Origin of the sequence: Croceicoccus naphthovorans, from assembly GCF_001028705.1 — a bacterium.
GTDB classification, from domain to species: domain Bacteria; phylum Pseudomonadota; class Alphaproteobacteria; order Sphingomonadales; family Sphingomonadaceae; genus Croceicoccus; species Croceicoccus naphthovorans.
Genome location: NZ_CP011770.1, coordinates 2,421,559 through 2,443,939, shown reverse-complemented (window position 1 = coordinate 2,443,939; position 22,381 = coordinate 2,421,559). Strand labels below are relative to the sequence as shown.

At 63.3% G+C, this 22,381-nt stretch carries 25 protein-coding genes and 1 tRNA gene; 16 read left to right on the top strand and 10 right to left on the bottom strand.

The window, feature by feature from the left end; all coding sequences use genetic code 11:
• Positions 1-2: 2 nt before the first annotated feature.
• Both AB433_RS12310 and AB433_RS12305 read right to left on the bottom strand, forming a co-directional pair.
• Positions 3-1,547: a peptide ABC transporter substrate-binding protein gene (locus AB433_RS12310; RefSeq protein ID WP_053059142.1), complete on the bottom strand. Its 1,545-nt coding sequence runs from the start codon at positions 1,545-1,547 to the stop codon at positions 3-5.
• Between the two features lie 165 nt (positions 1,548-1,712).
• Positions 1,713-2,756, bottom strand: coding sequence for a DNA topoisomerase IB (locus tag AB433_RS12305; RefSeq protein WP_047821323.1), 1,044 nt, complete (start codon positions 2,754-2,756; stop codon positions 1,713-1,715).
• A gap of 152 nt (positions 2,757-2,908) precedes the next feature.
• On the opposite strand from AB433_RS12305, the gene AB433_RS12300 reads away from it, so the two are divergent.
• The 4 genes from AB433_RS12300 (at position 2,909) to purU (ending at position 5,337) form a co-directional block, all read left to right on the top strand.
• A tRNA-Gln gene (locus tag AB433_RS12300) sits at positions 2,909-2,983 on the top strand.
• 122 nt (positions 2,984-3,105) lie between these two features.
• Complete coding sequence (locus AB433_RS12295) at positions 3,106-3,561, top strand: MaoC family dehydratase (RefSeq protein WP_047821321.1); 456 nt, start codon at positions 3,106-3,108, stop codon at positions 3,559-3,561.
• Positions 3,558-4,457, top strand: a complete 900-nt coding sequence (locus tag AB433_RS12290; RefSeq protein ID WP_047821319.1) for an HpcH/HpaI aldolase/citrate lyase family protein — start codon at positions 3,558-3,560, stop codon at positions 4,455-4,457. Before AB433_RS12295 ends, AB433_RS12290 begins: the two co-directional genes overlap by 4 nt.
• Before the next feature lie 28 nt (positions 4,458-4,485).
• Positions 4,486-5,337: a formyltetrahydrofolate deformylase gene (gene purU / locus AB433_RS12285; RefSeq protein ID WP_047821317.1), complete on the top strand. Its 852-nt coding sequence runs from the start codon at positions 4,486-4,488 to the stop codon at positions 5,335-5,337.
• 7 nt (positions 5,338-5,344) lie between these two features.
• Here purU and AB433_RS12280 read toward each other — a convergent pair whose 3' ends face one another.
• On the bottom strand, positions 5,345-5,950 hold the full coding sequence (locus tag AB433_RS12280; RefSeq protein ID WP_245626659.1) for a TlpA family protein disulfide reductase: 606 nt from the start codon (positions 5,948-5,950) through the stop codon (positions 5,345-5,347).
• Between the two features lie 40 nt (positions 5,951-5,990).
• Between AB433_RS12280 and argH the strand changes: the two genes are divergently transcribed.
• From argH to AB433_RS12260, 4 genes are read left to right on the top strand one after another with little or no spacing between them, the layout of a single operon-like run.
• Positions 5,991-7,373, top strand: coding sequence for an argininosuccinate lyase (gene argH / locus AB433_RS12275; RefSeq protein WP_047824012.1), 1,383 nt, complete (start codon positions 5,991-5,993; stop codon positions 7,371-7,373).
• Entirely contained in the window at positions 7,370-7,615 is a 246-nt protein-coding gene (locus AB433_RS12270; RefSeq protein WP_047821314.1) for a hypothetical protein, read from the top strand. Before argH ends, AB433_RS12270 begins: the two co-directional genes overlap by 4 nt.
• Positions 7,616-7,621: 6 nt before the next feature.
• Positions 7,622-8,881, top strand: coding sequence for a diaminopimelate decarboxylase (lysA, locus tag AB433_RS12265; protein ID WP_047821312.1), 1,260 nt, complete (start codon positions 7,622-7,624; stop codon positions 8,879-8,881).
• A 1-nt stretch (position 8,882) separates the two neighbouring features.
• Complete coding sequence (locus AB433_RS12260; RefSeq protein WP_047821310.1) at positions 8,883-9,650, top strand: precorrin-2 dehydrogenase/sirohydrochlorin ferrochelatase family protein; 768 nt, start codon at positions 8,883-8,885, stop codon at positions 9,648-9,650.
• Between the two features lie 234 nt (positions 9,651-9,884).
• On the opposite strand, the gene ruvX is transcribed toward AB433_RS12260, so the two are convergent.
• From ruvX to pyrE, 7 genes are all read right to left on the bottom strand, one after another.
• On the bottom strand, positions 9,885-10,358 hold the full coding sequence (gene ruvX / locus AB433_RS12255) for a Holliday junction resolvase RuvX (RefSeq protein ID WP_047821308.1): 474 nt from the start codon (positions 10,356-10,358) through the stop codon (positions 9,885-9,887).
• Positions 10,355-11,557 carry a DUF3089 domain-containing protein gene (locus AB433_RS12250; RefSeq protein ID WP_082134916.1) on the bottom strand — a complete coding sequence of 401 codons (1,203 nt, stop codon included), beginning with the start codon at positions 11,555-11,557 and terminating at the stop codon, positions 10,355-10,357. The genes ruvX and AB433_RS12250 overlap by 4 nt, the downstream gene beginning before the upstream one ends.
• Positions 11,557-12,642: an AI-2E family transporter gene (locus tag AB433_RS12245; RefSeq protein ID WP_053059141.1), complete on the bottom strand. Its 1,086-nt coding sequence runs from the start codon at positions 12,640-12,642 to the stop codon at positions 11,557-11,559. The genes AB433_RS12250 and AB433_RS12245 overlap by 1 nt, the downstream gene beginning before the upstream one ends.
• A gap of 25 nt (positions 12,643-12,667) precedes the next feature.
• Positions 12,668-13,564 (bottom strand): signal peptidase I, encoded by an 897-nt coding sequence (gene lepB / locus AB433_RS12240; RefSeq protein ID WP_082134915.1) that lies wholly within the window; start codon positions 13,562-13,564, stop codon positions 12,668-12,670.
• On the bottom strand, positions 13,564-13,980 hold the full coding sequence (acpS, locus tag AB433_RS12235; protein WP_047824005.1) for a holo-ACP synthase: 417 nt from the start codon (positions 13,978-13,980) through the stop codon (positions 13,564-13,566). The genes lepB and acpS overlap by 1 nt, the downstream gene beginning before the upstream one ends.
• Before the next feature lie 250 nt (positions 13,981-14,230).
• On the bottom strand, positions 14,231-14,986 hold the full coding sequence (locus AB433_RS12230; RefSeq protein ID WP_047821304.1) for a pyridoxine 5'-phosphate synthase: 756 nt from the start codon (positions 14,984-14,986) through the stop codon (positions 14,231-14,233).
• 5 nt (positions 14,987-14,991) lie between these two features.
• Complete coding sequence (gene pyrE, locus AB433_RS12225) at positions 14,992-15,573, bottom strand: orotate phosphoribosyltransferase (RefSeq protein ID WP_047821302.1); 582 nt, start codon at positions 15,571-15,573, stop codon at positions 14,992-14,994.
• Between the two features lie 254 nt (positions 15,574-15,827).
• Between pyrE and coxB the strand changes: the two genes are divergently transcribed.
• From coxB to AB433_RS12185, 8 genes are all read left to right on the top strand, one after another.
• Positions 15,828-16,856 (top strand): cytochrome c oxidase subunit II, encoded by a 1,029-nt coding sequence (coxB, locus tag AB433_RS12220; protein ID WP_047824003.1) that lies wholly within the window; start codon positions 15,828-15,830, stop codon positions 16,854-16,856.
• Between the two features lie 25 nt (positions 16,857-16,881).
• On the top strand, positions 16,882-18,576 hold the full coding sequence (gene ctaD, locus AB433_RS12215) for a cytochrome c oxidase subunit I (protein WP_047821299.1): 1,695 nt from the start codon (positions 16,882-16,884) through the stop codon (positions 18,574-18,576).
• A gap of 108 nt (positions 18,577-18,684) precedes the next feature.
• A complete protein-coding gene (locus AB433_RS12210; protein ID WP_156170806.1) occupies positions 18,685-19,608 on the top strand; it encodes a heme o synthase in 924 nt (307 codons plus the stop codon).
• Positions 19,596-19,778, top strand: a complete 183-nt coding sequence (locus AB433_RS12205) for a hypothetical protein (protein WP_047821297.1) — start codon at positions 19,596-19,598, stop codon at positions 19,776-19,778. The genes AB433_RS12210 and AB433_RS12205 overlap by 13 nt, the downstream gene beginning before the upstream one ends.
• The gene (locus AB433_RS12200; protein ID WP_047821295.1) at positions 19,775-20,329 is read left to right on the top strand and encodes a cytochrome c oxidase assembly protein; all 555 of its coding nucleotides are present in this window, start codon (positions 19,775-19,777) and stop codon (positions 20,327-20,329) included. The genes AB433_RS12205 and AB433_RS12200 overlap by 4 nt, the downstream gene beginning before the upstream one ends.
• 163 nt (positions 20,330-20,492) lie before the next feature.
• Positions 20,493-21,314 carry a cytochrome c oxidase subunit 3 gene (locus AB433_RS12195; RefSeq protein ID WP_047821292.1) on the top strand — a complete coding sequence of 274 codons (822 nt, stop codon included), beginning with the start codon at positions 20,493-20,495 and terminating at the stop codon, positions 21,312-21,314.
• Positions 21,315-21,329: 15 nt separating this feature from the next.
• Positions 21,330-21,773 (top strand): DUF983 domain-containing protein, encoded by a 444-nt coding sequence (locus AB433_RS12190; protein ID WP_047821290.1) that lies wholly within the window; start codon positions 21,330-21,332, stop codon positions 21,771-21,773.
• Positions 21,770-22,375: an SURF1 family protein gene (locus AB433_RS12185; RefSeq protein WP_311735590.1), complete on the top strand. Its 606-nt coding sequence runs from the start codon at positions 21,770-21,772 to the stop codon at positions 22,373-22,375. Before AB433_RS12190 ends, AB433_RS12185 begins: the two co-directional genes overlap by 4 nt.
• Positions 22,376-22,381 lie beyond the last annotated feature (6 nt).

Below are 22,381 nucleotides of genomic sequence, written 5' to 3'. Positions count from 1 at the left end.
TCCTATCGTTCGGACAGGGACACGAACTTGTAGACGCGGTTGCCACCAAGGCTTTTCCCCCAACCCCTGACCCGCGGATCGCGCAGATAGACGCTGGTGTAATTGAACAGCGGGATCAGCGGCTGTTGGTCCAGCATGCGCGCTTCGGCCTGTTCCATCAAGGCCATGCGTTGCGCCCGGTTACTGGTGCTGCGCGCGCGGGTCATCAAGGTGTCGAACTCGGCATCGGACCAGCCCATGTCGTTGTTCAGGTTGCCGGTCTGCAACACGTCGAGGAATGCGCCGGGGTCGGGATAGCCTGCAATCCAGCCCGATCGGGCTATCGTGAATTTTCGCCTACGCGTGCTATCGAGATAAGCCTGCCACGACTCCTTACGGATGCCGACATCGATGCCCAGCGCCTCTTTCCACTGGCGCTGCACCGCCTCTGCCACGCGGGTGTGCGTTTGCGGCAGGTTGATCAGGATGTCGGTTCTGGGAAATCCGGTACCGTCGGGATAGCCGGCTTCGGCCAACAGCCTGCGTGCCTCTGCGATCTCTACCGCCGGCACCGCCACGGTCGCATAGCCGGGAATGCCCGGCGGGACGACGCCGCCGATGGCAGTCTGTCCCGCAAAGGTCGTCTTGCGGACGAGATCGTCGCGATCCAGAGCCAGCGCCAGCGCGCGCCGCACCCGAACATCGTCGAACGGCGGTCCGGCGATATTGAACATGTAGTAATAGGCGCCCAGCAGATCGTTCTGCACCAACGCGTCGGGCCGATCCTTGCGCAGGGCGACCAATCGATCCGCGGCGACCGACTGGGTGACGTGCAACTTCCCGGCCAGAAACGCCTCGGTCTCCTCCGCCTCCGACGCCATCGGCACGAAGCGAATTGCGTTCAGAGAGACGTTGGCGGCATCCCAATACTGCGGATTGCGTTCGACAAGGATGTGGTCGCCGACCCGCCATTCGCTGAGCAGGAAGGGCCCGTTGCCGACATAATTCCCCGCCGTTGCCCAGCGATTGTTGGGATCGCCGATCGTGCCGTTGGCCAATAGGGCGTTGCGGTTCACCGGCATGAAGGCGGTATTGGTCAGCATCGGCAAAAGATACGGGGTCGGTGCCGCCAGCGTGATTTCCAGCGTCTGCGCATCGGGTGCGGAAATGCCGACTTGCCCAAAGTCGGAAATCTCGCCTTCGTAATAGGCCTGCGCATTCTTCACCACGAACAACAGGTCGGCGCTTTGCGATTGCAGTTCGGGTTGGAGCAGGCGTTCGAAGCTGAACAGGAAATCAGCGGAAGTCAGCGGCCTGCCGTCGCTCCACTTCGCGTTCTTGCGCAGGCGGAACGACCATTGCGTCTGGTCTGCGTTATGCGACCACCGTTCGGCGACGCCGGGTCGCACCTTGGTGCTGTCATCGGGGTCTTCGACGACCAGACCCTCGCTCAACGCCTCGACAATCGCGCTTTCGGGCGTGCCGATCAGAAGGTGCGGGTCGAGCGTCTGTGGGTCGGAGCCGTTGCCCAGCAACAACACGCCATCGCGCGCCGCCTTATCGGCCACGCTGTCTTGTACGCTGCACCCTGCAAGTAAAACCGCAAGTCCAGCCAGAACCGGTCCAAGAATTCGTTTGATGTCGACCCCCCAGTCGCCTTTCCCTCGCCAATATGGCGAAATTGCGGGAAGGACAAGCTCTTGGTTTATGGACCCCCGCAGCCCGCTTGCCGTTCAGGCGACTGCATCTAGCGCGATGTCGTCGCATGTCTCCAAAAGTGCGACCAACCCGCGTTCCATGCGCGACATCCACTGCGTCGATCGCGGCAAAGCCAGGTCGGCGCGCCAGCTTTCCTGCCGATCGACCAGCGCGACGACGGCCGGGTGGACATAGCTGCGCCGCGCAACGGCCGGCGTATTGCCAAGGTCGCCGGAAACCAGTTCCAGCATCGCCTTGATCGTCACCTTTTCCTCGGCATCGGCCAACGCCGTGAAGGCCAGCACGCTGGCGTGGAAAGTACGGAAATCCTTGGCGCTGAAATCCTCGCCCATAACTTCGCGCAAATAGGCGTTGACGTCGCACGATGCGACCGCGTGCGGCTCGCCCTCGTCGTCGAGATACTGGAAAAGGCGCTGCCCCGGCAGGTCCTGTATCTGCTTTACAAAGCGCAACAGGCTGCGATCGGTCAGCGTTACCTCGCGCAACTTGTTCGACTTACCCTTATAGCGCAGCCGCAAGCGGCGGCCCGACAGCTTGGCGTGACGCTGGCGCAAGGTCGTCGCGCCAAAGCTCTTGTTGGACTTGGCGTAAGTCTCGTTACCGATCCGAATGCGGCCAAGGTCGAGCAGGCGCACGACGCAGGCAATGGCGCGGGCCTTGTTCAGTCCGCGCGTCGACAGGTCGGCCTCCACCCGCTTGCGCAGCAGTGGCAGGGCCTTGCCGAACGCGATGGTCCGGTCGAACTTCTCGCACTCCCGCTCTGCACGGAATCGTGGGTGATAGCGATATTGCTTGCGCCCCTTGGCATCGATGCCGGTGGCAAGAATGTGGCCATTGGGCGCGGGGCAGAACCACGCATCGGTATAGGCGGGCGGCAAGGCGATGGCGTTCAGCCGGTCGATTTCATTCCGGTCCGCGACCCTGCGGCCTTTAGCATCGCGATAGGACCAGCCCCGACCGCAGCGGCGGCGCGTGATTCCCGGCAGCGAATCGTCGACGAAGATCAGCCCGGCGCTGTCGGCTGGCTTTTTCGGAATATCGTTTGCGCGGCTGGCCATGGCGAGGGTGGAAACGGCGCAAGCGCTTGCCTGGTTCCGCGCGATGCGACGGGCTGCCCGTGCGGTCGTTTCACCTGCATCGCGAACGGCCCTTTTCATCTGCGCCGCGCGCGCTATATGCAGCCCCCTTGCCGACGAGGTCGTCGGCCTGCTGGGGCGTAGCCAAGCGGTAAGGCACCGGTTTTTGGTACCGGCATGCGCAGGTTCGAATCCTGCCGCCCCAGCCATTTTCAATTCACCGAAAATCTCTGCGATAGGCAGATTTTGCCTCCGGGCCGGTCCTTCGGGCTTGCGATTGAACCGCAGGGCTTCGATAGGGGGCGCGATTTTTAACGCGCGGGAGCATGCGATGCCAGGCCTGTGGTTCGATGAGTTGTACGTCGGGCAGAAATTCGATCACCCGATCCGCCGGACCATTACCGAGGCGGATAATGTCTTTTTCTCGACGATGACGCACAATCCGGCGCAGCTTCATCTCGACGAAGAGTACATGAAGGGGACCGAGTACGGAAAGCGGCTGGTCAATTCCGCGCTGACGCTGGGTTTCGTCGTCGGCATAAGCGTGGGCGATACGACACTGGGCACGGCGGTCGCGAACCTTGGCTGGGACGAAGTACGCTTTCCCAACCCGCTGTTCCATGGCGACACGATCAACGTCGTAACCGAAGTGATCGAACTGCGCGATTCGAAGTCGCGCCCCGAAGCGGGTATCGTCACCTTCAAGCATGAAGCGTTCAACCAGCACGGCCAGTTGGTCGCATCGTGCAAGCGCACCGGGTTGCAACGCCGGAAGCCTGCGGAATGAGCGCGGCACCCCTCCGTTCGCTGCTGTTCATTCCGGGGGACAGCGAGAAGAAGCTGGCCAAGGTCGACGCCTGCGGGGCCGACGCGGTCATCCTCGACCTTGAGGATTCGGTTGCGCCGGGCAACAAGCCGGCCGCGCGCAGACTGCTCGCCGATTTCCTTGCGGCACGTCCGGTTGAGGAGCGCGCGGTCAAGCTGTGGGTACGGGTGAACCCCTTCGACACCGGCATGACGCTGGAGGATCTGGCGGCGGTGATGGCGGGACGGCCTGATGGCATCGTTCAGCCCAAGATCGAGGGCGCGGCCTGCATCGTACGCCTGTCGCACTATCTCGACGCTTTCGAGGCTTCGCACGGCATCGCGGCGGGCAGCACCGGGATTATTCCCATCGCCACCGAAACCCCCGGCGCGCCGTTCCATCTTGGTGAGATCGGCCAGACCGACCTGCCACGTCTGACCGGGCTGACCTGGGGCGCCGAAGATCTGGCCGCGGCGTTGGGGGCTACCGGCAATCGGGGTGCGGACGGCGACTGGCTGTTTACTTATCGCGTGGCGCGGTCGCTGTGCCTGATGGCGGCGCATTCTGCCGGTGTTCCGGCTTACGAGACGCTCCACGCCGATTTCCGTGACGAGGCGGGCCTGTCGGCCACGTCGCGCACCGCGATGGGAGAGGGCTTTTCGGGCCGCCTCGCTATCCATCCCGCGCAGGTCAGGCCGATCAATGAGGCGTTCTTGCCGTCCGCCGACCAGATTGCCCATGCACAGCGCATCGCCGATGCCTTTGCCGCCAATCCCGGTGCGGGGACGGTGGGGCTGGACGGCAAGATGGTCGATATTCCGCACCTGAAGGCGGCGGAAAAGACACTGGCGCTGGCCAAGCGGTTCGGGGCCGCCTGACGCGGCGGACCACCAGGAGAATTTGCGCGTGACCGATTACTGCGTCCTCAGCCTGTCTTGCGACGACCGACCCGGTCTTGTCGCCCGCGTGGCCGCCTTTTTGGCGGACAAGGGCGGCAACATCGTCGACGCGGAACAGTTCAACGATCAGGCGACCGGCAAATTCTTTATGCGGGTGGAATTCGACCCCGGCAGCACTTCACCCGATGCCTATCGCGAGGGCTTTGCACCGATCGCGAGCGAGGCGGGCATGGACTGGAAGCTGCGCCGCAAGTCGGACCGGGTGAAAGTCCTGATCATGGTCTCGAAATTCGACCATTGCCTTGCCGACCTGCTCTATCGCCACCGCATCGGCGAACTGGCGATGGATGTCGTCGGCATCGTATCAAACCACCCGCGCGACGCGCTGGCCAATCCGCCGCGCGCCGAATTTCCCTATCACCACTTCCCGGTGACCAAGGATACGAAGTCGCAGCAGGAAGAGCAGATCAAGCAGGTCGTGGCCGAGACCGGCGCGGAACTGGTCGTGCTCGCCCGTTATATGCAGATTCTGTCGGACGACATGGCCGCGTTCCTGTCGGGCCGGTGCATCAACATCCACCACTCGTTCCTGCCCGGTTTCAAAGGTGCGAAGCCCTATCATCAGGCCCACGCGCGCGGGGTGAAGATGATCGGTGCGACCAGCCACTACGTCACCGAAGACCTCGACGAAGGGCCGATCATCGCGCAGGACGTAGAGGCGGTGACGCACGCTGACACGCCGGAAATGCTGGTCGCGCGTGGCCGGGACGTCGAACGCCGGGTTCTGGCCCGCGCGGTACGGGCGCATATTGAGGATCGGGTTTTCCTGAACGGCGACCGGACGGTGGTCTTCGCCTGAACCGGCGTTACTCCGCCAGAGTATCCGCCAGCATCGCCTCTGTCCGCGCGCCGGACCAGTCGTGCCCGCCGATCATGCGCCAGACTTCCTTGCCTTGCGCATCATACAGCACCGTCGTCGGCAGGACCTGCGTCGCATAGTCGAAGCCCAGCTCGTTCTGCGGATCCAGCCACGGCTCCAGATTGGTGAAACCCTTTTCCTTGAACCACGGGGCGACGACTTCGGCTCCGTCCAGATCCTGCGACACGGTCAGCACTTCCAGCTTGTCGGGATAACGCCCCGCCAGTTCGTCCAGCATCGGCATTTCCAGCACGCAGGGGCCGCACCATGTCGCCCACAGGTTCACCAGTACCGCCTTGCCTTTGAAATCGGCCAGCTTCTTGGTCGTGCCGTCGGGCAGGACAATCTCTACATCGGGCATCTCCGCCCCGCGCTGCGAAATGTCGAGCGTGCCGTTAAAGCCGCTTTCCTTTGCTTCGGCGTCGCTCGCTTCCGCTTCCGGTTGCTCCGGAGCCGCGCTTTGCCTATCGCACGCGGAAATCGCCAGCGATCCGGCAAGGAGAGCAACGGCGGCGAGGGAAATTTTGGACGGACGCGAAAGAATGACGGGCAAGACTGCCTCCGATAACAAGGCCGCCGTGGCAGCCAACCAGATGTGGGGCGGACGTTTTGCCCAAGGGCCGTCCGCGATCATGCGCGAGATAAACGCCTCGATTCCCTTCGACAAGGCGATGTGGCGTCAGGACATCGCCGCCAGCAAGGCGCACGTCGCGATGCTGGGTGCGCAGGGCATCGTTTCGGCAGACGACGCGGCGCTAATTTCGGATGGTCTGGACACCATCGCGGGCGAGTACGAGGCGAACGGCGTGCCCGAGGATTGGGACCTTGAAGACATCCACATGGTGACTGAGGATCGGCTGACTCAGCTGATCGGGGCCGCCGCCGGACGACTTCACACCGCGCGCAGCCGCAACGATCAGGTGGCGACCGATTTCCGCCTCTGGGTCCGCGATGCGATGGATCAGGCCGAGGCCGGTCTGCTCGCGCTGCAAAAGGCGCTGGTGACGCGGGCGGGTGAAAATGCCGATTCGATCATGCCCGGTTTTACGCACCTGCAAACCGCGCAGCCGGTGACGCTGGGCCATCACCTGATGGCCTATTACGAGATGTTCCGCCGCGACCGCTCGCGCTTTGCCGATGCGCGGGCGCGCATGAACGAATGCCCGCTGGGCAGCGCGGCGCTGGCGGGGACAGGCTTTCCGCTGGACCGGGGAAGCACGGCGGGCGCGCTGGGTTTCGACAAGCCGACCGACAATAGCCTAGACGCCGTATCGGACCGCGACTTCGCGCTCGATTACCTGCAGGCCGCGGCGCAGTGTTCGCTGCACCTGTCGCGGCTGGCGGAAGAGATGATCATCTGGGCCAGCCAGCCCTTCGGCTTCGTGCGGATGCCCGATACGCTTTCGACCGGCAGCAGCATCATGCCGCAGAAAAAGAACCCCGACGCCGCCGAACTGGTGCGCGGTCATGCGGGGCGGATCGTTGGTTGCCTGACCAGCCTGATGGTCACGATGAAGGGCCTGCCGCTCGCCTATTCGAAGGACATGCAGGATGATAAACCGCCCGTGTTCGAGGCGGCTTCTCTGCTGGCGCTCTCCATCGCGGCGATGACCGGCATGGTCGCCGACGCGACGTTCAGGACAGACCGGATGCGGCAGGCCGCGGAGCTTGGCTATGCCACCGCGACCGACCTTGCCGACTGGCTGGTGCGCCAGGCGGACATTCCGTTTCGCGAGGCGCACCACATCACCGGCGCGGCGGTCAAGCTTGCCGAAAGCAAGGGCGTGGCATTGGACCAGTTGTCGATGGACGAGCTGAAGGCGATCGACACGCGGATCGACGATCGGGTTTATGATGCGCTGTCGGTAGAAGCATCGGTCGCTGCGCGTTGCAGCCATGGCGGCACCGCGCCGTCCGAAGTGGCAAAGCGCGTGGCCGAGGCGAAGGCAGTTCTAGGAATGGAGCAGGGCGCATGAAGCGGATCGTTTTAGGCGGGGCGGTGCTGGCGCTGACGCTGGGGGCCTGCGCGAAGCAGACCGATCTTGAGCCGACACCGGGTGCCTCTCTACCGCCGCAGCCCTATGGCGCGCCGGAACAGCCCGACGCCGACGACCTGCTGGACCGCCCAACGCAGGCTGCGCCCGAACGCAACCGGGAACTGCGCACCCGTTCGGAAGAGCGCAAGCAGGACCCCTTCGACCTGCCGCCGGAGGGCTGACCCCAGGTGGACCATTTCCAGTACCGTGATGGCGTGCTTTTTGCCGAGGACGTTGCCCTGCCGACCATCGCCGAGACGGTGGGCACGCCGGTCTATGTCTATTCCGAAGCGACCCTGCGCCGCCATGCGCGTGTGTTCCGCGAGGCGTTGAGCGGCGTTCCGCGTACGCATTTCGCTTTCGCGGTTAAGTCGAACCCGAACCTCGCCGTGCTGCGCGTGTTGAAGGACGAAGGTTTCGGCGCCGACGTCGTCTCCATCGGCGAAGCGCGCCGGGCGCTGGCGGCTGGGATGCCGGCAGCGGACATCGTGTTCTCTGGCGTGGGCAAGACCGATGCCGAACTGGACGAAGCGGTCGAGGCCGGCATCGGGCAGTTCAACCTCGAAAGCGAGGAAGAGGGAATCGAGCTAGCCCGCATCGCGCATGAAAAGGGTCTGACCGCGACGGGGGCGCTGCGTGTGAACCCCGATGTCGATGCCGGGACGCATGACAAGATCAGCACCGGCAAGGCCGACAACAAGTTCGGCGTGCCGATCTTTGCGGCCAAGGAAATTTTCGCCCGGCTGGCGGCTCTACCGGGCATGAACCTGCGCGGGCTGGCGGTGCATATCGGCAGCCAGATCACCAACCTCGATCCCAGCCGCGCCGCGTTCGGGAAGATTGGCGCGCTGGTCGCGGAACTGCGCGCGGATGGCCACACGATCACCCACGTCGATCTCGGTGGCGGGTTGGGCGTGCCCTATCGCGCGGGCGAAACACTGCCGACACCGGCGGAATACGGCGCGCTTGTCGCGGAAGTTACGGCGGACTGGGACGTTACCGTCATGTTCGAACCGGGCCGCGTGATTTCGGGCAATTCGGGCGTATTGGTCAGCCAGGTAATCCGGGTAAAGCGCGGGGCGAACCACCCTTTCATCGTCGTCGACGCCGCGATGAACGACCTTGCCCGCCCGGCGATGTACGACGCGTGGCACGATGTCGTCGCGGTGGAGCCGAAGGGCGAGCGGCTGACTGCCAACGTCGTCGGCCCGATCTGCGAGAGCAGCGATACCTTTGCCAAGAACCGCGAGATGGACGCGGTCGAGACCGGCGATCTGGTCGCTTTTCGAACTGCCGGGGCCTATGGCGCGACGATGGCCAATACCTACAACTCGCGCCCCCTGGTGCCGGAAGTCTTGGTCAGCGGCGACCGCTATGCCGTGGTCGCCAACCGCATCGAACCGGCGACGATCCTTGCCGCCGAACAGGTGCCGGACTGGCTGAAATAGCATGAACTCGCTCCCGCTCTTCTTCCGCATCCGGGACCGCAAGGTCGTGGTGCTGGGTGAGGGCGAGGCGGCGGAGGCGAAGCGGCGGCTCGTTATTCGCGCGGGCGGCGAATGCGTGGGAGAGCCGGAGGCGCATCATGCCGCGCTGGGCTTCGTTGCGATGGAAGACGAGAAACAGGCCGAGGCGGCGGCGATCCGGCTACGCTGCAAGGGGCTGCTGGTCAACGTGACCGACCGGCCCGCTTTGTGCGATTTTACCGTACCGTCGATCGTCGATCGCGATCCCGTGCTGATCGCGGTGGGCACGGGCGGGGCGTCGGCGGGGCTGGCCAAAGTTCTGCGCCTGCGGATCGAACGGATCCTGCCGCAGAGGCTGGGGGCATTGGCGAGGGCATTGGGCACGGCGCGTGCGGCGATGAAGGCACGCTGGGCGTCGCCTGCACAGCGTCGCCGGGTTCTGGATGTCGCGCTGGATGCGGGCGGTGCGCTGGATGTGTTGGCCGAACATGATGACGATGCGGTGGGTCGGTGGCTCGCGACGGACGATGCCGAGACTGCCAGCGGGACGCACCGGATCGACTTGCGCTCGCACGATCCCGAAGACCTGACGCTGCGCGATGCGCGCCTGCTGGGAAGCGCCGATGTCGTCGCTCACGATCCGCAAGTGCCCGAGGCGATCCTCGTTCGCGCCCGAGCCGATGCAATTCGTTGCGGCATCGGTGAGGAGCCGGACGAAGGGCTGGTGGTTGTGATCCACGCCGCGCCCTGATCGCTATGCTTACTGGTCGTTAAGACCTCTCACATATCCTGTTAGCACTTGAACGTCCCTACAGGAGTTACGACCATGATGATCGCCGCTGCCGCCCTTGGCACCTTCGTCAGCTTCGTCGGCGCCGCGCTGGCCACCAAGACCATCGCCGAAGCCGATGCCGTGAAGGCTGCCGCCAAGGCCTGAACCCGTTACCGGCCCCTCCGTCAGTCGGCGGGGCGGGCCGTATCGGCCTTAATCGAGCCCGTCCTGAACCAGCGCGTCGAGCGCGGCTTGCAGGATTACTGCCGCCGCATGGCTGTCGATGCGTTCGGCTCGCTTGGCGCGGCTCATGTCCTGTTCGATCATCGCGCGTTCTGCGCCCACGGTCGACAGACGTTCATCCCATAACAGGATCGGCAGGTCGAAAGCCTGCTCCAGATTGCGGGCCAGCGCGCGAGTCGCTTGCGCGCGCGGACCTTCACTGCCGTCCATGTTGCGCGGCAGCCCGATGACGATTGCAGCGACCTTGCGCTCTGTGCGGATCGTATCGAGCGCGGCCCGTAGCGCCTCGAACTTGCCGCGCGGCAGGGTCTTGCCTGCCGTCGCGAATCGCCAGCCAGCGTCACATGTCGCCACGCCAACCGTCTTCGTTCCCGGGTCCAGTCCCAACAATACGCCGCCATGTGGCAGCGCAGCGGCCAGATCGCGCGCGGACTCGGTGATCATTGCGCTGCGGGTGAAGGCGCGGGCATGATCGGCCGCGGCTGCGGCGTAATCGGCGGGGTGGGGTTGATCACCTGATCGCTCCGCCCGTGCGCTTCCAGCCAGGCGATCTCGCGCCGCTCGAAATCCTTGCGCAGGTTCATCCAGAACAGCGGAATGTCGTAAACGTGGTAATTGTTGCCCGGCAGCACTGCGTTGCCCATTTCGGGCGGATCGCCGATCAGCAACAGCTTGTCCGGCCCGCACCGGGCCGGGACCGCGCCTGCCACCAGTTCGCCATCGGTAAAGTCGGCGTTCGGCACCAACGTGCCGAGGTTCGCGCTGGCCGGAGCGTCGCCGTCGACGCTGCCGGTCAGCGGATTGACGCAGAGCGTGTCTTCTTTCGCCAGAGGCTTTCCATCCAGCGTCGGCCCACGCTGATAGGCATCGAACAGCGCCTCCGCGTCGGCAGGCTCGGCATAGCTTTGCCAGCTGAGTACGCAGCCGGGCTGGCTGTCCGTCGCGCAGGCAGGCAGACCCATGGCGGGCAAGTCGCGCTCCATCGATACGGGCCAGCCGGCGACGTAAGCCGCCACGACTCGGTCGGCCAACGGCGTGCCTGCGACCTTTTCGGCGAGCACCCGCTTCAGCAGCAGCGCCCCTTGGCTATGCCCGGCCAGCACAATGGGCGTATCGGGGCCGATGCTAGCAACGAAATAGTCGAACGCTTGCGCGATATCGCCATAGGCGAGGTTCAGCGCATTGGTCGTGTTCTCTCCGCCGACAAGGAACGCCCCCACTGCCGCCTGCCGATAGCGCGGTGCCCAGATTTCCGGCGCGCGGTTGAAGGCACTGGCCAGCCCGCGAACATAGAGTTCCGCCCCCGACCGCGACTTCGCGTCGTCCAGCGGCGCGTTCCAGTTGTCCCGCTCCAGATAGCTGGTCGGGTGGATGAAGAAGACTGCCGCCTGCGACGGCACTTCGTCGTCGGGCAGGGTTTCGGGCCGCCAGCGGGCCGGATTGCTCGACGCCGTGCCGGGGCGGCTGATCCACATCGCCGGGTCTTCGTAAGCATTGCCCTCCAGCGGATCCTGCGCGACGTAATCGCCCTCTGGCGTGAAGGCGAGCTCGGTCAGCTCCTTCGACCAGATGGTCAGTACGAATCCGGCGGCGATGACGAGTACGATGCAGAATGCGATGAAATAGAGAAACTTGCGGACCATTATCGGGCAGGCTCCGGATCGGGGAATGTGTCGTGCGTGCCGCGCCCGGAATGCTCGCTACGGTGTTCAAGCATAACTTTCGCCATCGCCACCAGCGGATCGGCCAGCGCAAGGCCGAGGATGCCGAACAACAGTCCGAGGATCAGCTGCATGGCCAGCACCAATGCGGGGGCAAGATCCACCGTCTTGCGCGCAATCAGGGGGATGACGACATAGCCGTCGAACGTCTGCACGACGAAATAGACGCCTACACAGTACAGCGCCATGTCGGTCCCGCCGGAAAAGCCGACCAGCACCATCAGCAGCCCCGAAATCACCGCGCCGATATTGGGGATGAAGGCCAGCAACCCGGTCAGGATGCCCAGCAATGCCGCCATCGGCACGCCATAGAGCGCCAGCGCAGCCCAGGTCAGGATGCCTTCGAAAACCATGCCGACGATTCGCCCGAACATCAGGCGGCGCAGCGAATAGGCCATTTTGTCGGCCATTTCGAGGAAGCTGTCCCGGCTCTCGTTCGGGAGCATCCATGCGAAACCGCGTTCGTAAAGGCGCGGCTCCAACGCGATGTAGATGCCGATGATCGCGATGAGCAAAAGGGTCGTGAACCCACCGATGATCCCGCCGACCGCGCGGGTCAGCTGGCCGATGCCGCCTGCCGTCTGCTGCACGATATTGGTCAGGTTGTCGGAGTTGATCGCAAATCCCTGGTCGTTGAGCCAGTCGATCAACCGCACCGCCTGCGTCTCGACGATGGCGGGGAATTCCGCCGCCTGCTCTGCGATCTGCGTTCCTGCGAACAGGCCCAGCCATGCTAGGAATGCGAGGCCCAGTAATAGGACGATTCCGATCCGCAGGCCGCGCCCTATCGGCAGGACCCGGCCCAACAGTCGCGCGCCGCCGTCGATGATCGCGGCGAAGACCAGCGCGCCGAACACGACCAAAAGCGCCTGCGCCATGTAGATCGCTACGCCGACCAGCACGACGACCAATGTCCAGACCAGCGCGCGCCGCGCCTCGAACCGCAGTTGCGGATCAGAGATCGTGGTCGGGCTGTTCGATTGCGGATGGGGATCGGGAACGTCCATCAGCGACCCGCTTCCTGCATAAGCTTCATTGCTCCCCCTCAGCCGCAGGTTCGCGGATTACCGGACGCAGACTGCGCCACGCGCGCCCTTCGCGCAAGGCACCCCACCACGATAGCGGGTTCCATCCCTCTGACCCGTCGAGCGAGAAGGTGATGAACTCGGCCCGACCGCCGACATTGGCCAGCGGAACGGGGCCGTTCAGACCTTTGCCCGGTGTCATTTCACGGCTGTCTGCGCTGTGATCGCGGTTGTCGCCCATCAGGAACACGTGATCTTCGGGCACGACGATTTCGGGAAAATCATCGAGCGGTTGGCGTTCCAAATGATCGAGAATCAGATAGCTGGCACCGTTGGGCAGCGTTTCGCGCCGCATCGGCAGTTCGCAGACCTGCTGGCCCGAAGGTAAGCGCCGACGCAGGAACGGGAAGGTGTAATCGTCGCATGGCGCATTGGCGTCTACCGGCAGGTCGAGCGGCGGCTCTACTTCTTGCGGCACCATCTCGCCGTTCAGGATGATGCGCCCGTCGCGCACCTCGATACGGTCGCCGGGCAGGGCGACGACGCGCTTGATCCAGTCGTCCTTGGCATAGGGCGGCACGACGATAACGACGTCGCCATATTCGGGCGTGCCCGGCAACACGCGCCAGTCCGCGCGCGGCAGGACGTGGAAACTGGCCGAAACCCACGACCAGCCATAGGGATACTTGCTGACGATCAGCCGGTCGCCGACCAGCAGCGTGGGCATCATCGAGATCGAGGGGATGTAGAACGGCTTGGCGACAAGGCTGTGAAACCCGATCACCGCCGCCAGCATGACCATCAGGCCGAACAGTTCCTGCAACCAAGAAGTGCGTTCTTCGCGGTCCTGCGTCAGGCTTTGCGGGGCGGGCGGCACGGTTTCCCGCTTACGAAACAGCGGCATCAGGTGCGCACCATGATCGTCGGTCTCGCCTCAAGCACGACAAAGGCCTGAGCCCACGGATGATCGTCTGTCAGCGTCAGGTGGACGTGCACTTCGTGCCCATCCGGTGTCAGCTCTGCCAGCCGCAAAGCTGCCCCGCCGGTAAGCGCCAGCGTCGGCGCGCCCGAGGGGGCGTTCACGACTCCGATGTCTTTCATGAACACGCCGCGTTTGAACCCTGTGCCGACGGCCTTGGAAAATGCCTCTTTCGCCGCGAAACGCTTGGCATAGGTGCCCGCGATGGTGAACGGTCGGCGCTGCGCCTTGCGGCGTTCGATGTCGGTAAAAACGCGCAGCTCAAACCGCTCGCCAAAGCGATCCAACGAGTTCTGGATACGTTCTATATTGCAGAGGTCGGAGCCCATGCCGATGATCATTTTTGCCACCACCACAGACATTCACGATGTCCGAGTAAAAAATTGAACCACCGCCGTAACATTCCAGCGATTAGAAATGCGAAACACGCAAATAGTATACACGCAATGACAAAACCGAAAAAAGACCAGGTTGAACGGGAGCCATCGCCGGATTCGCAATAACTCAACGCGAATAGCGGCATCATAACGGTTACAAAGATCGCAAAGTTCCGCGTTGCACGCCATTGTGCTTTTAGAAGCGAGTTTGATCTCACCTACTCTCGTCCATCAGGCTCCGCATCCGGCGCACCGCATTCTCGAGCCCGACGAATATTGCTTCGCCGATCAGGTAGTGCCCGATGTTCAGTTCCGCCAGTTGCGGGATCGCCGCGATTGGCTGGACATTCTCATAGGTCAGGCCGTGCCCGGCGTGCGGCTCGATCCCGTTTTTTGCAGCCAGCGCGGCCATGTCGGAGATGCGGCGCAGTTCGCGCGCCATCTTTTCCGAATCGCCGTCGATCTGGGCATGGGCATATTCGCCGGTGTGAAACTCTACGACCGGCGCGCCCAACTTCATCGCGGCCTCGATCTGGCGTTCCTCGGCCTCGATAAACAAGGACACGCGAATCCCTGCATCGGCCAGCCGCGAACAGATCGGGGCAAGCCGATTATGCTGGCCCGCCGCGTCCAGCCCGCCCTCGGTCGTGCGCTCCTCGCGTTTTTCCGGGACGATGCAGGCGGCATGCGGGGCATGGCGCAGCGCGATTTCCAGCATTTCGTCGGTGGCCGCCATTTCCAGATTGAGCGGCAGGCCGGTAGCGGACTGAATGCGGGCGAGGTCGCCGTCGCGAATGTGGCGCCTATCCTCACGCAAGTGCGCGGTGATGCCATCACCACCGACTGCCGCGACGATTTCCGCCGCGCGCACGGGATCTGGATGGTCGCCGCCGCGGGCGTTGCGGATCGTGGCGACGTGGTCGATGTTTACGCCCAAACGCAATCTATCGGGCCGGAGACGTTCCGTCATGGCGCTCAGGCCTTGCGGCTGCCCGGCTTCACCGCCGGAGTCGCGGCCAGTTCGGGGGGCAGTTCGTCACCTGCATAAGTCGGGAACGTCAGGGACACGAGCGGGTGAAAAGGTACGTCCAGCTCCAGCTCTCCACCGGTGCGGTCGACCAGACAGGCCAGCGCGATGACCTTGCCGCCCTCTGCCTCTACAGCCTTGATCGCTTCGCGGCTGGACAGGCCAGTGGTGACCACGTCCTCTACCATCAATACCTTTTCGCCCGGCTCTATAGAGAAGCCGCGGCGCAATTCGAACGTGCCGGTGGGGCGTTCGACGAAGATCGCATCGACGTTCAATGCACGGCCCATTTCATGCCCGATGATCAGCCCGCCCATCGCAGGCGACACCACTTTATCGATCTTAGCGCGCAAGTCGCGCGGCAGTTTCGCGGCCAGAGCCACGGCCAGCCGACCGGCGCGGTCGGGGCTCATCAATACGCGCGCGCATTGTAGGTAATGGGCGCTGTGGCGGCCCGACGAGAGCAGGAAATGCCCCTCGAGCAAGGCGCCGGCGGCGCGGAATTCGGATAGGACGTCTTCGTCGGTCATTGGGCCAATTGACTTTCTTGAGCGATGGGCCGCGAAGGGCCCTTCGGTTTCGCTGCGATGGCGTTCATTCCGCCGCGGTGCAAAAATATCCCCTAGAGGTGCTTGAGACAGGCCGCAAGCGCGCGTATAGGCCCCCTCGCAAGCGGACCTTGAGGGGGTGCGCGCAATCGCCCTTGGGCCGGTTTCGCGCAGGAAATCCACACTTGGACCGCCGATTGAAGTTGAAGATTATTCAGGAAGGCATCGGACTGGTGATGGGATTGCGCCGCGCAGTTGAGACCTTGGCCGCAGGCGGCCTTGCATTGGCGGCCCTGCCGCAAATCGCACTGGCGGCCGTGACCGCTACCGACGCTCCGGCCCCAACCGGGACCGAAGCCGCTGCGGAGCCGGTTGCCACGGCGACCGCAGCCGCGACCGGCGGTTATGTTCCGATGGCCCCGACTCCGGGCAAGGGCATGCCGACCGACGGCGCGATCTGGTTCCAGGACCAGTATTCCCCGATCGGCGATTACGGCCTGTGGATGCACGATGCGCTGCTGATGCCGCTCATCACCGTGATTTCGCTGTTCGTGCTGCTCTTGCTGCTGTGGGTGATGGTGCGGTACCGCCGGGGCAAGAACCCGACGGCGTCGAAGACCAGCCATAACACCTTGATCGAAGTGATCTGGACCGGCGTTCCCGTGCTGATCCTGTTGGGCATCGCAGTTCCGTCGATCGACCTGCTGGCCAAGCAGTACGAAAGCCCGCCCGAAGACGCGGTGACCGTAAAGGTCAATGGATACCAGTGGTACTGGGGTTACGAATATCCCGACAACGGCGGGTTCGAAGTGATCTCGAACATGCTGGACGAGGAAGAGGCGATCGCCCGTGGCGAGCCTTCGCAACTGGCCGTCGACAATCGCATGGTCGTGCCCGTTGGCGTGCCGATCCGCATCCAGACGATGGGCATGGACGTCATCCACTCGTTCTCGGTCCCCTCGCTGTGGTTCAAGCTGGACGCGGTGCCGGGCCGGTTGAACGAAAAGACGATGTTCATCAAGGAACCGGGCGTTTACTACGGCCAGTGTTCGGAACTGTGCGGCGTGCGCCACGGCTATATGCCGATCGCGGTCGAAGCGCTGCCCAAGGAACAGTTCGAGGCATGGGTTCTTGAACAAGGTGGCGAACTGGCCGGTGCCGCAGAAGTGCCGGAAGCGGCCAACGACAACGAAGCTGATGCCGCCGAAGAAGCCGGAGTCAGCACCGAGGGCGAAGAGCCCGCCGCCGACTCCGTGACGGCCTGATCAGATTTTCGCATAGGGCAAGACGATGGCTACGACAGCAACCCCCGAAACCCTTCCCGCGCACGACGATCATGCCCACGCGCATGACGATCACGGTGCGCCGCCGTTCTTCCAGCGGTGGTTCATGTCGACGAACCACAAGGATATCGGCACGCTCTATCTGATCTTCGCCGTCATGGCCGGGATCATCGGTGGCGGCATTTCCGGCATCATGCGCATGGAACTGGCAGAGCCGGGTATCCAGTACCTCGGCTGGTGGACGAATTTCCTCGGCGGCGACGCGGCGAATTTCGACGAAACACTGCACCTGTGGAACGTTCTGATCTCGGCGCACGGCCTGATCATGGTCTTCTTCATGGTCATGCCCGCGATGATCGGCGGTTTCGGCAACTGGTTCGTGCCCATCATGATCGGCGCGCCGGACATGGCGTTCCCGCGCATGAACAACATCTCATTCTGGCTGACGTTCTTCGCGTTTCTGTCGCTGATGTTCTCGGCATTCGTGCCGGGCGGCACGGGTAACGGCGCGGGTACGGGCTGGACGGTCTATGCCCCGCTTTCGACCTATGGTTCGCCCGGACCGGCGGTCGATTTCGCGATCTTCTCGCTGCACCTTGCCGGCGCCGCGTCGATCATGGGTGCGATCAACTTCATCACCACCATCTTCAACATGCGCGCGCCGGGCATGACCCTGCACAAGATGCCGTTGTTCGTGTGGTCGGTGCTGGTTACCGCGTTCCTGCTTCTGCTGGCGCTTCCGGTTCTGGCCGCGGCGATCACCATGCTGCTGACCGATCGTAACTTCGGCACGACGTTCTTCGATCCGGCCGGTGGTGGCGATCCGATCCTGTACCAGCACCTGTTCTGGTTCTTCGGTCATCCCGAAGTGTACATCATGATCCTGCCCGGCTTCGGCATCATCTCGCAGATCGTCTCGACCTTCAGCCGCAAGCCGGTCTTCGGCTACCTCGGCATGGCATATGCCATGGTCGCGATCGGTGTGGTCGGCTTCATCGTGTGGGCGCACCACATGTATACCGTCGGCCTCTCGGTTAACGAGAAGATGTACTTCACCGCCGCCACGATGGTCATCGCGGTGCCCACCGGCATCAAGATTTTCTCGTGGATCGCGACGATGTGGGGCGGCAGCCTTGAGTTCAAGTCGCCCATGTGGTGGGCCCTCGGCTTCATCTTCCTGTTCACCGTGGGCGGCGTCACCGGCGTCGTCCTGGCGAACGGCGGCATCGACGATAACCTGCATGACACGTACTACGTCGTCGCGCACTTCCACTACGTGCTGTCACTGGGTGCGGTTACCGCTCTCTTCGCTGGCTGGTGGTACTGGTTCCCGAAGATGTTCGGCAAGATGCACTCCGAGTTCCTTTCGAAGCTGCAATTCATCGTCTTCTTCGTGGGCGTGAATACCCTGTTCTTCCCGATGCACTTCCTGGGTATGCAGGGTATGCCGCGTCGCTATCCCGACTACACCCCGGCGTTTGAGCTGTGGAACTGGGTCGCGACGAAGGGGTACGAGATTATGGCCGTGTCCATGGTCATTTTCTTCATCAACGTTTTCTACTCGCTGATCGCGGGCAAGAAGGCGGAAGGCAACTACTGGGGCGAAGGTGCGACGACGCTGGAATGGACGCTGTCCAGCCCGCCGCCGTTCCATCAGTTCGAGACCCTGCCGGTCATCGACGACAAGGCCGGAGCCCACTAAGGGAACCGGGACACCGTGATCACCACAGGCGCCCCGGGATATAATCCCGGGGCGTTCTGTTTGAACGGTGCCGCAATTGAGTAACCGGGCCCAACGGTTCATAGGACGATGATGATCACCGCCGACCATTCCGTGATTGTCCCCAGCGACTGGCGCGACTTCCTTGCGTTGACGAAGCCGCGGGTGATGACGCTCGTGGTGTTTACCGGCCTTTGCGGATTGCTGGCCGCGCCGGGGCATATTCATCCGGTGATAGGCGCAATCGTTATTCTTTGCATCGCGGTCGGCGCGGGCGGCGCGGCGGCCCTGAACCAGTGGTACGAGGCAGAGATCGACGCGCAGATGAAGCGCACGGCGCAGCGCCCGATCCCCGCGGGCCGCATGGACAAGACCAACGCGCGCGATTTCGGCATCGCACTGTCGGCCGGTTCGGTGATGGTCATGGGTCTCGCTGCCGGTTGGCTGACGGCGATCCTACTGGCCGTTTCAATCGTATACTACGCAGTCGTCTACACCATCTGGCTAAAGCCCCGCACGCCGCAGAACATCGTCGTCGGGGGCGGGGCAGGGGCGTTTCCACCGCTGATCGGCTGGGTCGCGGTGACGCAGGACGTGACGCTGATGCCGATCGTGCTGTTCGCGATCATCTTCATGTGGACGCCGCCGCATTTCTGGGCGCTCGCGCTGTTCGTGAAGACCGATTACGCCAAGGTCGGCATCCCGATGATGCCCGTCGTCGCGGGTGAAGCTTCGACCCGCCGCCAGATCCTTGCCTATGCCGTTCTGCTTGCGCCATTCGCGCTGGCACCATGGTTCCTTGGCGGCGCTGGCTTGATTTACGCTATCGTGGCTACGGTACTGTCGCTGGCGTTTATCGCGCTGTCGGTGCCGGTGGGCACGCGCCGCAGTGTAGAGGATGACGCGATGAAGCCTGAACGGCGCCTCTTCGCATTCTCGATACTCTATCTATTCGTCCTGTTCGGCGCGCTCGTCGCCGACAGGCTGGCCGCGCAAATGGGATGGATCGCATGACGCCCGAGGAAGAGACGCAGTTCAAGGCCCGGCAAAAGAGCCGCAACAAGGCGCTTGGCTTTGTGCTAGTCGGCCTGGTTGTGCTGTTTTTCGCGCTGACGATCGTGCGTTTTCCCGATGCAGAGGATCGTGCGGCGTTTGAGAAAGAAAAGGCGGAGGCCGGACAATGAGCGCGATTTCGCTACCCGAAAACAAAAACACCCGCGTTGCTTTGACGATGCTCGGCATGGCGCTGGCGATGTTGGCGCTCGGGTTTGCATCGGTCCCGCTCTATCGCATCTTTTGTCAGGTAACAGGCCTTGGCGGCACGACGCAGCGGGTAGGAGAGGCGCAGGCGGCCACCGTCGCCGCTACCGACCGTCAGATCTCGATCCGTTTCGATGCCAACACCGCGCCCGGTCTATCGTGGGATTTCCGGCCCGAAAAGCCGACGGAAACCGTAACAATCGGCGCGCGGGACATGGCGATCTTCCTTGCCAAGAACAATTCGGATCGTCCGATAACGGGCACAGCCACCTTCAACGTGACGCCGACGCAGGCGGGGCAATATTTCAGCAAGATCCAGTGCTTCTGCTTCACCGAACAGACCCTGCAACCCGGACAGGAAGTGCGGATGCCGGTGCTTTTCTATGTCGATCCGGCGTTCATCGATGATCCGGACACCGAAACAGTGGACCAGATCACGCTGAGCTACACCTTCTACGAAAGCAAGAAGGGCTGATTGACCGGCCAATGCCCCGTTTGAATGGGTCATAGGTCGAAATACCCGCGCAAAGGCTCTGGACCGGTCGCGCAGGCGGGGTTAAAGGCCCCGGCAGATTAATCCTCGCGCGGGGCGTCCAGACCCCGTTGCAACAAGGCTGACTTTCAGGGGACCAAGACCGATGGCCGGTGCGAAGAACCACGATTATCACATTCTGCCGACCGATCCCTGGCCGTTCATCACGTCGCTTTCGGCGCTGGTGATGACCTCTGGTCTTGCGCTGTACATGCACGACTATCCGTTCGGCACATACCTGTTGATCGCGGGTCTGCTTGGCGTGCTGATCTCGATGTTCAGCTGGTTCTCGAACATCATCAAGGAAGCGCGTGCGGGCGATCACACCCCGGTGGTGCAGCTGCACCAGCGGTACGGCATGATCCTGTTCATCGCTTCGGAAGTGATGTTCTTTGTCGGCTGGTTTTGGGCTTTCTTCGATTTCTCGCTGTTCCCTTCGGCCATTTCCGAAGTTGTCGGCGGGCAGTTCCCGCCCAAGGCGATCGAAGCGGTCATGGATCCGTGGGACCTGCCGCTGCTCAACACGCTGATCCTGCTCTGCTCGGGCACAACGGTTACGTGGGCGCACCACTCGCTGATCCACGGGGATCGCGACGGCCTGAAGAAGGGCCTTTGGGCGACGATCCTGCTGGGCCTGCTGTTCAGCTCGATCCAGGCTTACGAATATATCCACGCGCCGTTCCCCTTTGGTGAGAACACCTATGGCTCGGCATTCTACATGGCGACCGGCTTCCACGGTTTCCACGTCATCGTCGGTACGATCATGCTGATCGTGTGCCTGATCCGCACCTACAAGGGCGACTTCACGCCGAAGCAGCACTTCGGTTTCGAGGCTTCGGCCTGGTACTGGCATTTCGTCGACGTCGTGTGGTTGTTCCTCTTCGTCTCGATCTACATCTGGGGCAGCGCGGGTGCCCCCATCCACTAAGATGTCTGGACATTGATGAGCGATACGCCGGAAAGGGAAGGCGGGGGCCTGCCAGAGGTGCCCGCCGCCGCCTCGGTAATGAAGGCCGCTGCGCTAGGGAAATGCCCGCGCTGCGGCTCTCGCACGATGTTCGCAGGGTTGGTCAACTTCGCCGACAAGTGCGGCCAATGCGGTCTGAACTATGCGCGGTTCAACGTCGGTGACGGTCCGGCGGCATTCCTGACGCTGGCCATCGGTGCGGTGCTGGCGCTTTTTGCGATCCTGTTCGATCAGGCGGTGCATCCGCCTTTCTGGGTTCATGCCCTTATCTGGGTGCCGCTGACCGCGGCGATGGTCGTATACGGCCTGCGCATCGCCAAGGGCGCTCTGCTGATCGTCGAATACCGGCGCGATGCCTATGAGGCGGGCAGCCTGGAAACCGACGGCACGCGCCGCGACGATCCCCGCGCCGACCAGTGAGCACCATTCAGGCGAAACGCCGGATTCCCGTGGTCGCGACCATCGTGGTCATCGCTGCGGTTGCGACGATGATCGGGCTGGGCGTGTGGCAATTGCAACGGCTGCACTGGAAAGAGGCGTTGCTGACGCAGTACGCCGCGGCGCTGGATAACGACACGCCCATCGCATGGCCGACCGATGCTGACCGTTTTGAAACGGCGTACTTTCGCCGCTCCTCGGTCACATGCGCAACCGATGTGAAATTGAACGGGATCGCCGGACGTAACGCAGAGGGGGAATCGGGCTGGGTGCACATCGTTTCCTGCATGACACCAAATGCCGATCCGGCGGCGATCCAGTTGGGGTGGAGCCGCAGTCCCGAGCCAATCACGTTCAGTGGCGGCAGCGCCAAGGGCCGCATCGCACCCTATGGCGATTCGCTGCGCCTTGTGGCCGATCCGCCGCTCGCCGGGCTGGAGGCGAATGCCGCCCCCGATCCGCGCGACATACCCAACAACCACTTCGCCTATGCCATGCAGTGGTTCTTCTTCGCAGGCACCGCGCTGATCATCTATGGCATCGCGCTGCGGCGACGGGTTGCGCAGGGGCACAAGGCGGACTAGGCGCGC

Bases quoted from the DNA above. Each gene is read 5' to 3' on its own strand.
- lepB (WP_082134915.1), bottom strand. From the start codon at position 13,564: ATGCCGCTGTTTCGTAAGCGGGAAACCGTGCCGCCCGCCCCGCAAAGC.
- AB433_RS12205 (WP_047821297.1), top strand. From the start codon at position 19,596: ATGGATCGCATGACGCCCGAGGAAGAGACGCAGTTCAAGGCCCGGCAA.
- AB433_RS12230 (WP_047821304.1), bottom strand. From the start codon at position 14,986: ATGACGGAACGTCTCCGGCCCGATAGATTGCGTTTGGGCGTAAACATC.
- AB433_RS12270 (WP_047821314.1), top strand. From the start codon at position 7,370: ATGAAGCGGATCGTTTTAGGCGGGGCGGTGCTGGCGCTGACGCTGGGG.
- coxB (WP_047824003.1), top strand. From the start codon at position 15,828: ATGGGATTGCGCCGCGCAGTTGAGACCTTGGCCGCAGGCGGCCTTGCA.
- pyrE (WP_047821302.1), bottom strand. From the start codon at position 15,573: ATGACCGACGAAGACGTCCTATCCGAATTCCGCGCCGCCGGCGCCTTG.
- ruvX (WP_047821308.1), bottom strand. From the start codon at position 10,358: ATGATCACCGAGTCCGCGCGCGATCTGGCCGCTGCGCTGCCACATGGC.
- AB433_RS12260 (WP_047821310.1), top strand. From the start codon at position 8,883: ATGAACTCGCTCCCGCTCTTCTTCCGCATCCGGGACCGCAAGGTCGTG.
- AB433_RS12250 (WP_082134916.1), bottom strand. From the start codon at position 11,557: ATGGTCCGCAAGTTTCTCTATTTCATCGCATTCTGCATCGTACTCGTC.
- AB433_RS12305 (WP_047821323.1), bottom strand. From the start codon at position 2,756: ATGGCCAGCCGCGCAAACGATATTCCGAAAAAGCCAGCCGACAGCGCC.
- AB433_RS12210 (WP_156170806.1), top strand. From the start codon at position 18,685: ATGATGATCACCGCCGACCATTCCGTGATTGTCCCCAGCGACTGGCGC.
- argH (WP_047824012.1), top strand. From the start codon at position 5,991: ATGTGGGGCGGACGTTTTGCCCAAGGGCCGTCCGCGATCATGCGCGAG.
- AB433_RS12195 (WP_047821292.1), top strand. From the start codon at position 20,493: ATGGCCGGTGCGAAGAACCACGATTATCACATTCTGCCGACCGATCCC.
- AB433_RS12245 (WP_053059141.1), bottom strand. From the start codon at position 12,642: ATGGACGTTCCCGATCCCCATCCGCAATCGAACAGCCCGACCACGATC.
- acpS (WP_047824005.1), bottom strand. From the start codon at position 13,980: ATGATCATCGGCATGGGCTCCGACCTCTGCAATATAGAACGTATCCAG.
- AB433_RS12190 (WP_047821290.1), top strand. From the start codon at position 21,330: ATGAGCGATACGCCGGAAAGGGAAGGCGGGGGCCTGCCAGAGGTGCCC.
- AB433_RS12200 (WP_047821295.1), top strand. From the start codon at position 19,775: ATGAGCGCGATTTCGCTACCCGAAAACAAAAACACCCGCGTTGCTTTG.
- AB433_RS12295 (WP_047821321.1), top strand. From the start codon at position 3,106: ATGCCAGGCCTGTGGTTCGATGAGTTGTACGTCGGGCAGAAATTCGAT.
- AB433_RS12290 (WP_047821319.1), top strand. From the start codon at position 3,558: ATGAGCGCGGCACCCCTCCGTTCGCTGCTGTTCATTCCGGGGGACAGC.
- ctaD (WP_047821299.1), top strand. From the start codon at position 16,882: ATGGCTACGACAGCAACCCCCGAAACCCTTCCCGCGCACGACGATCAT.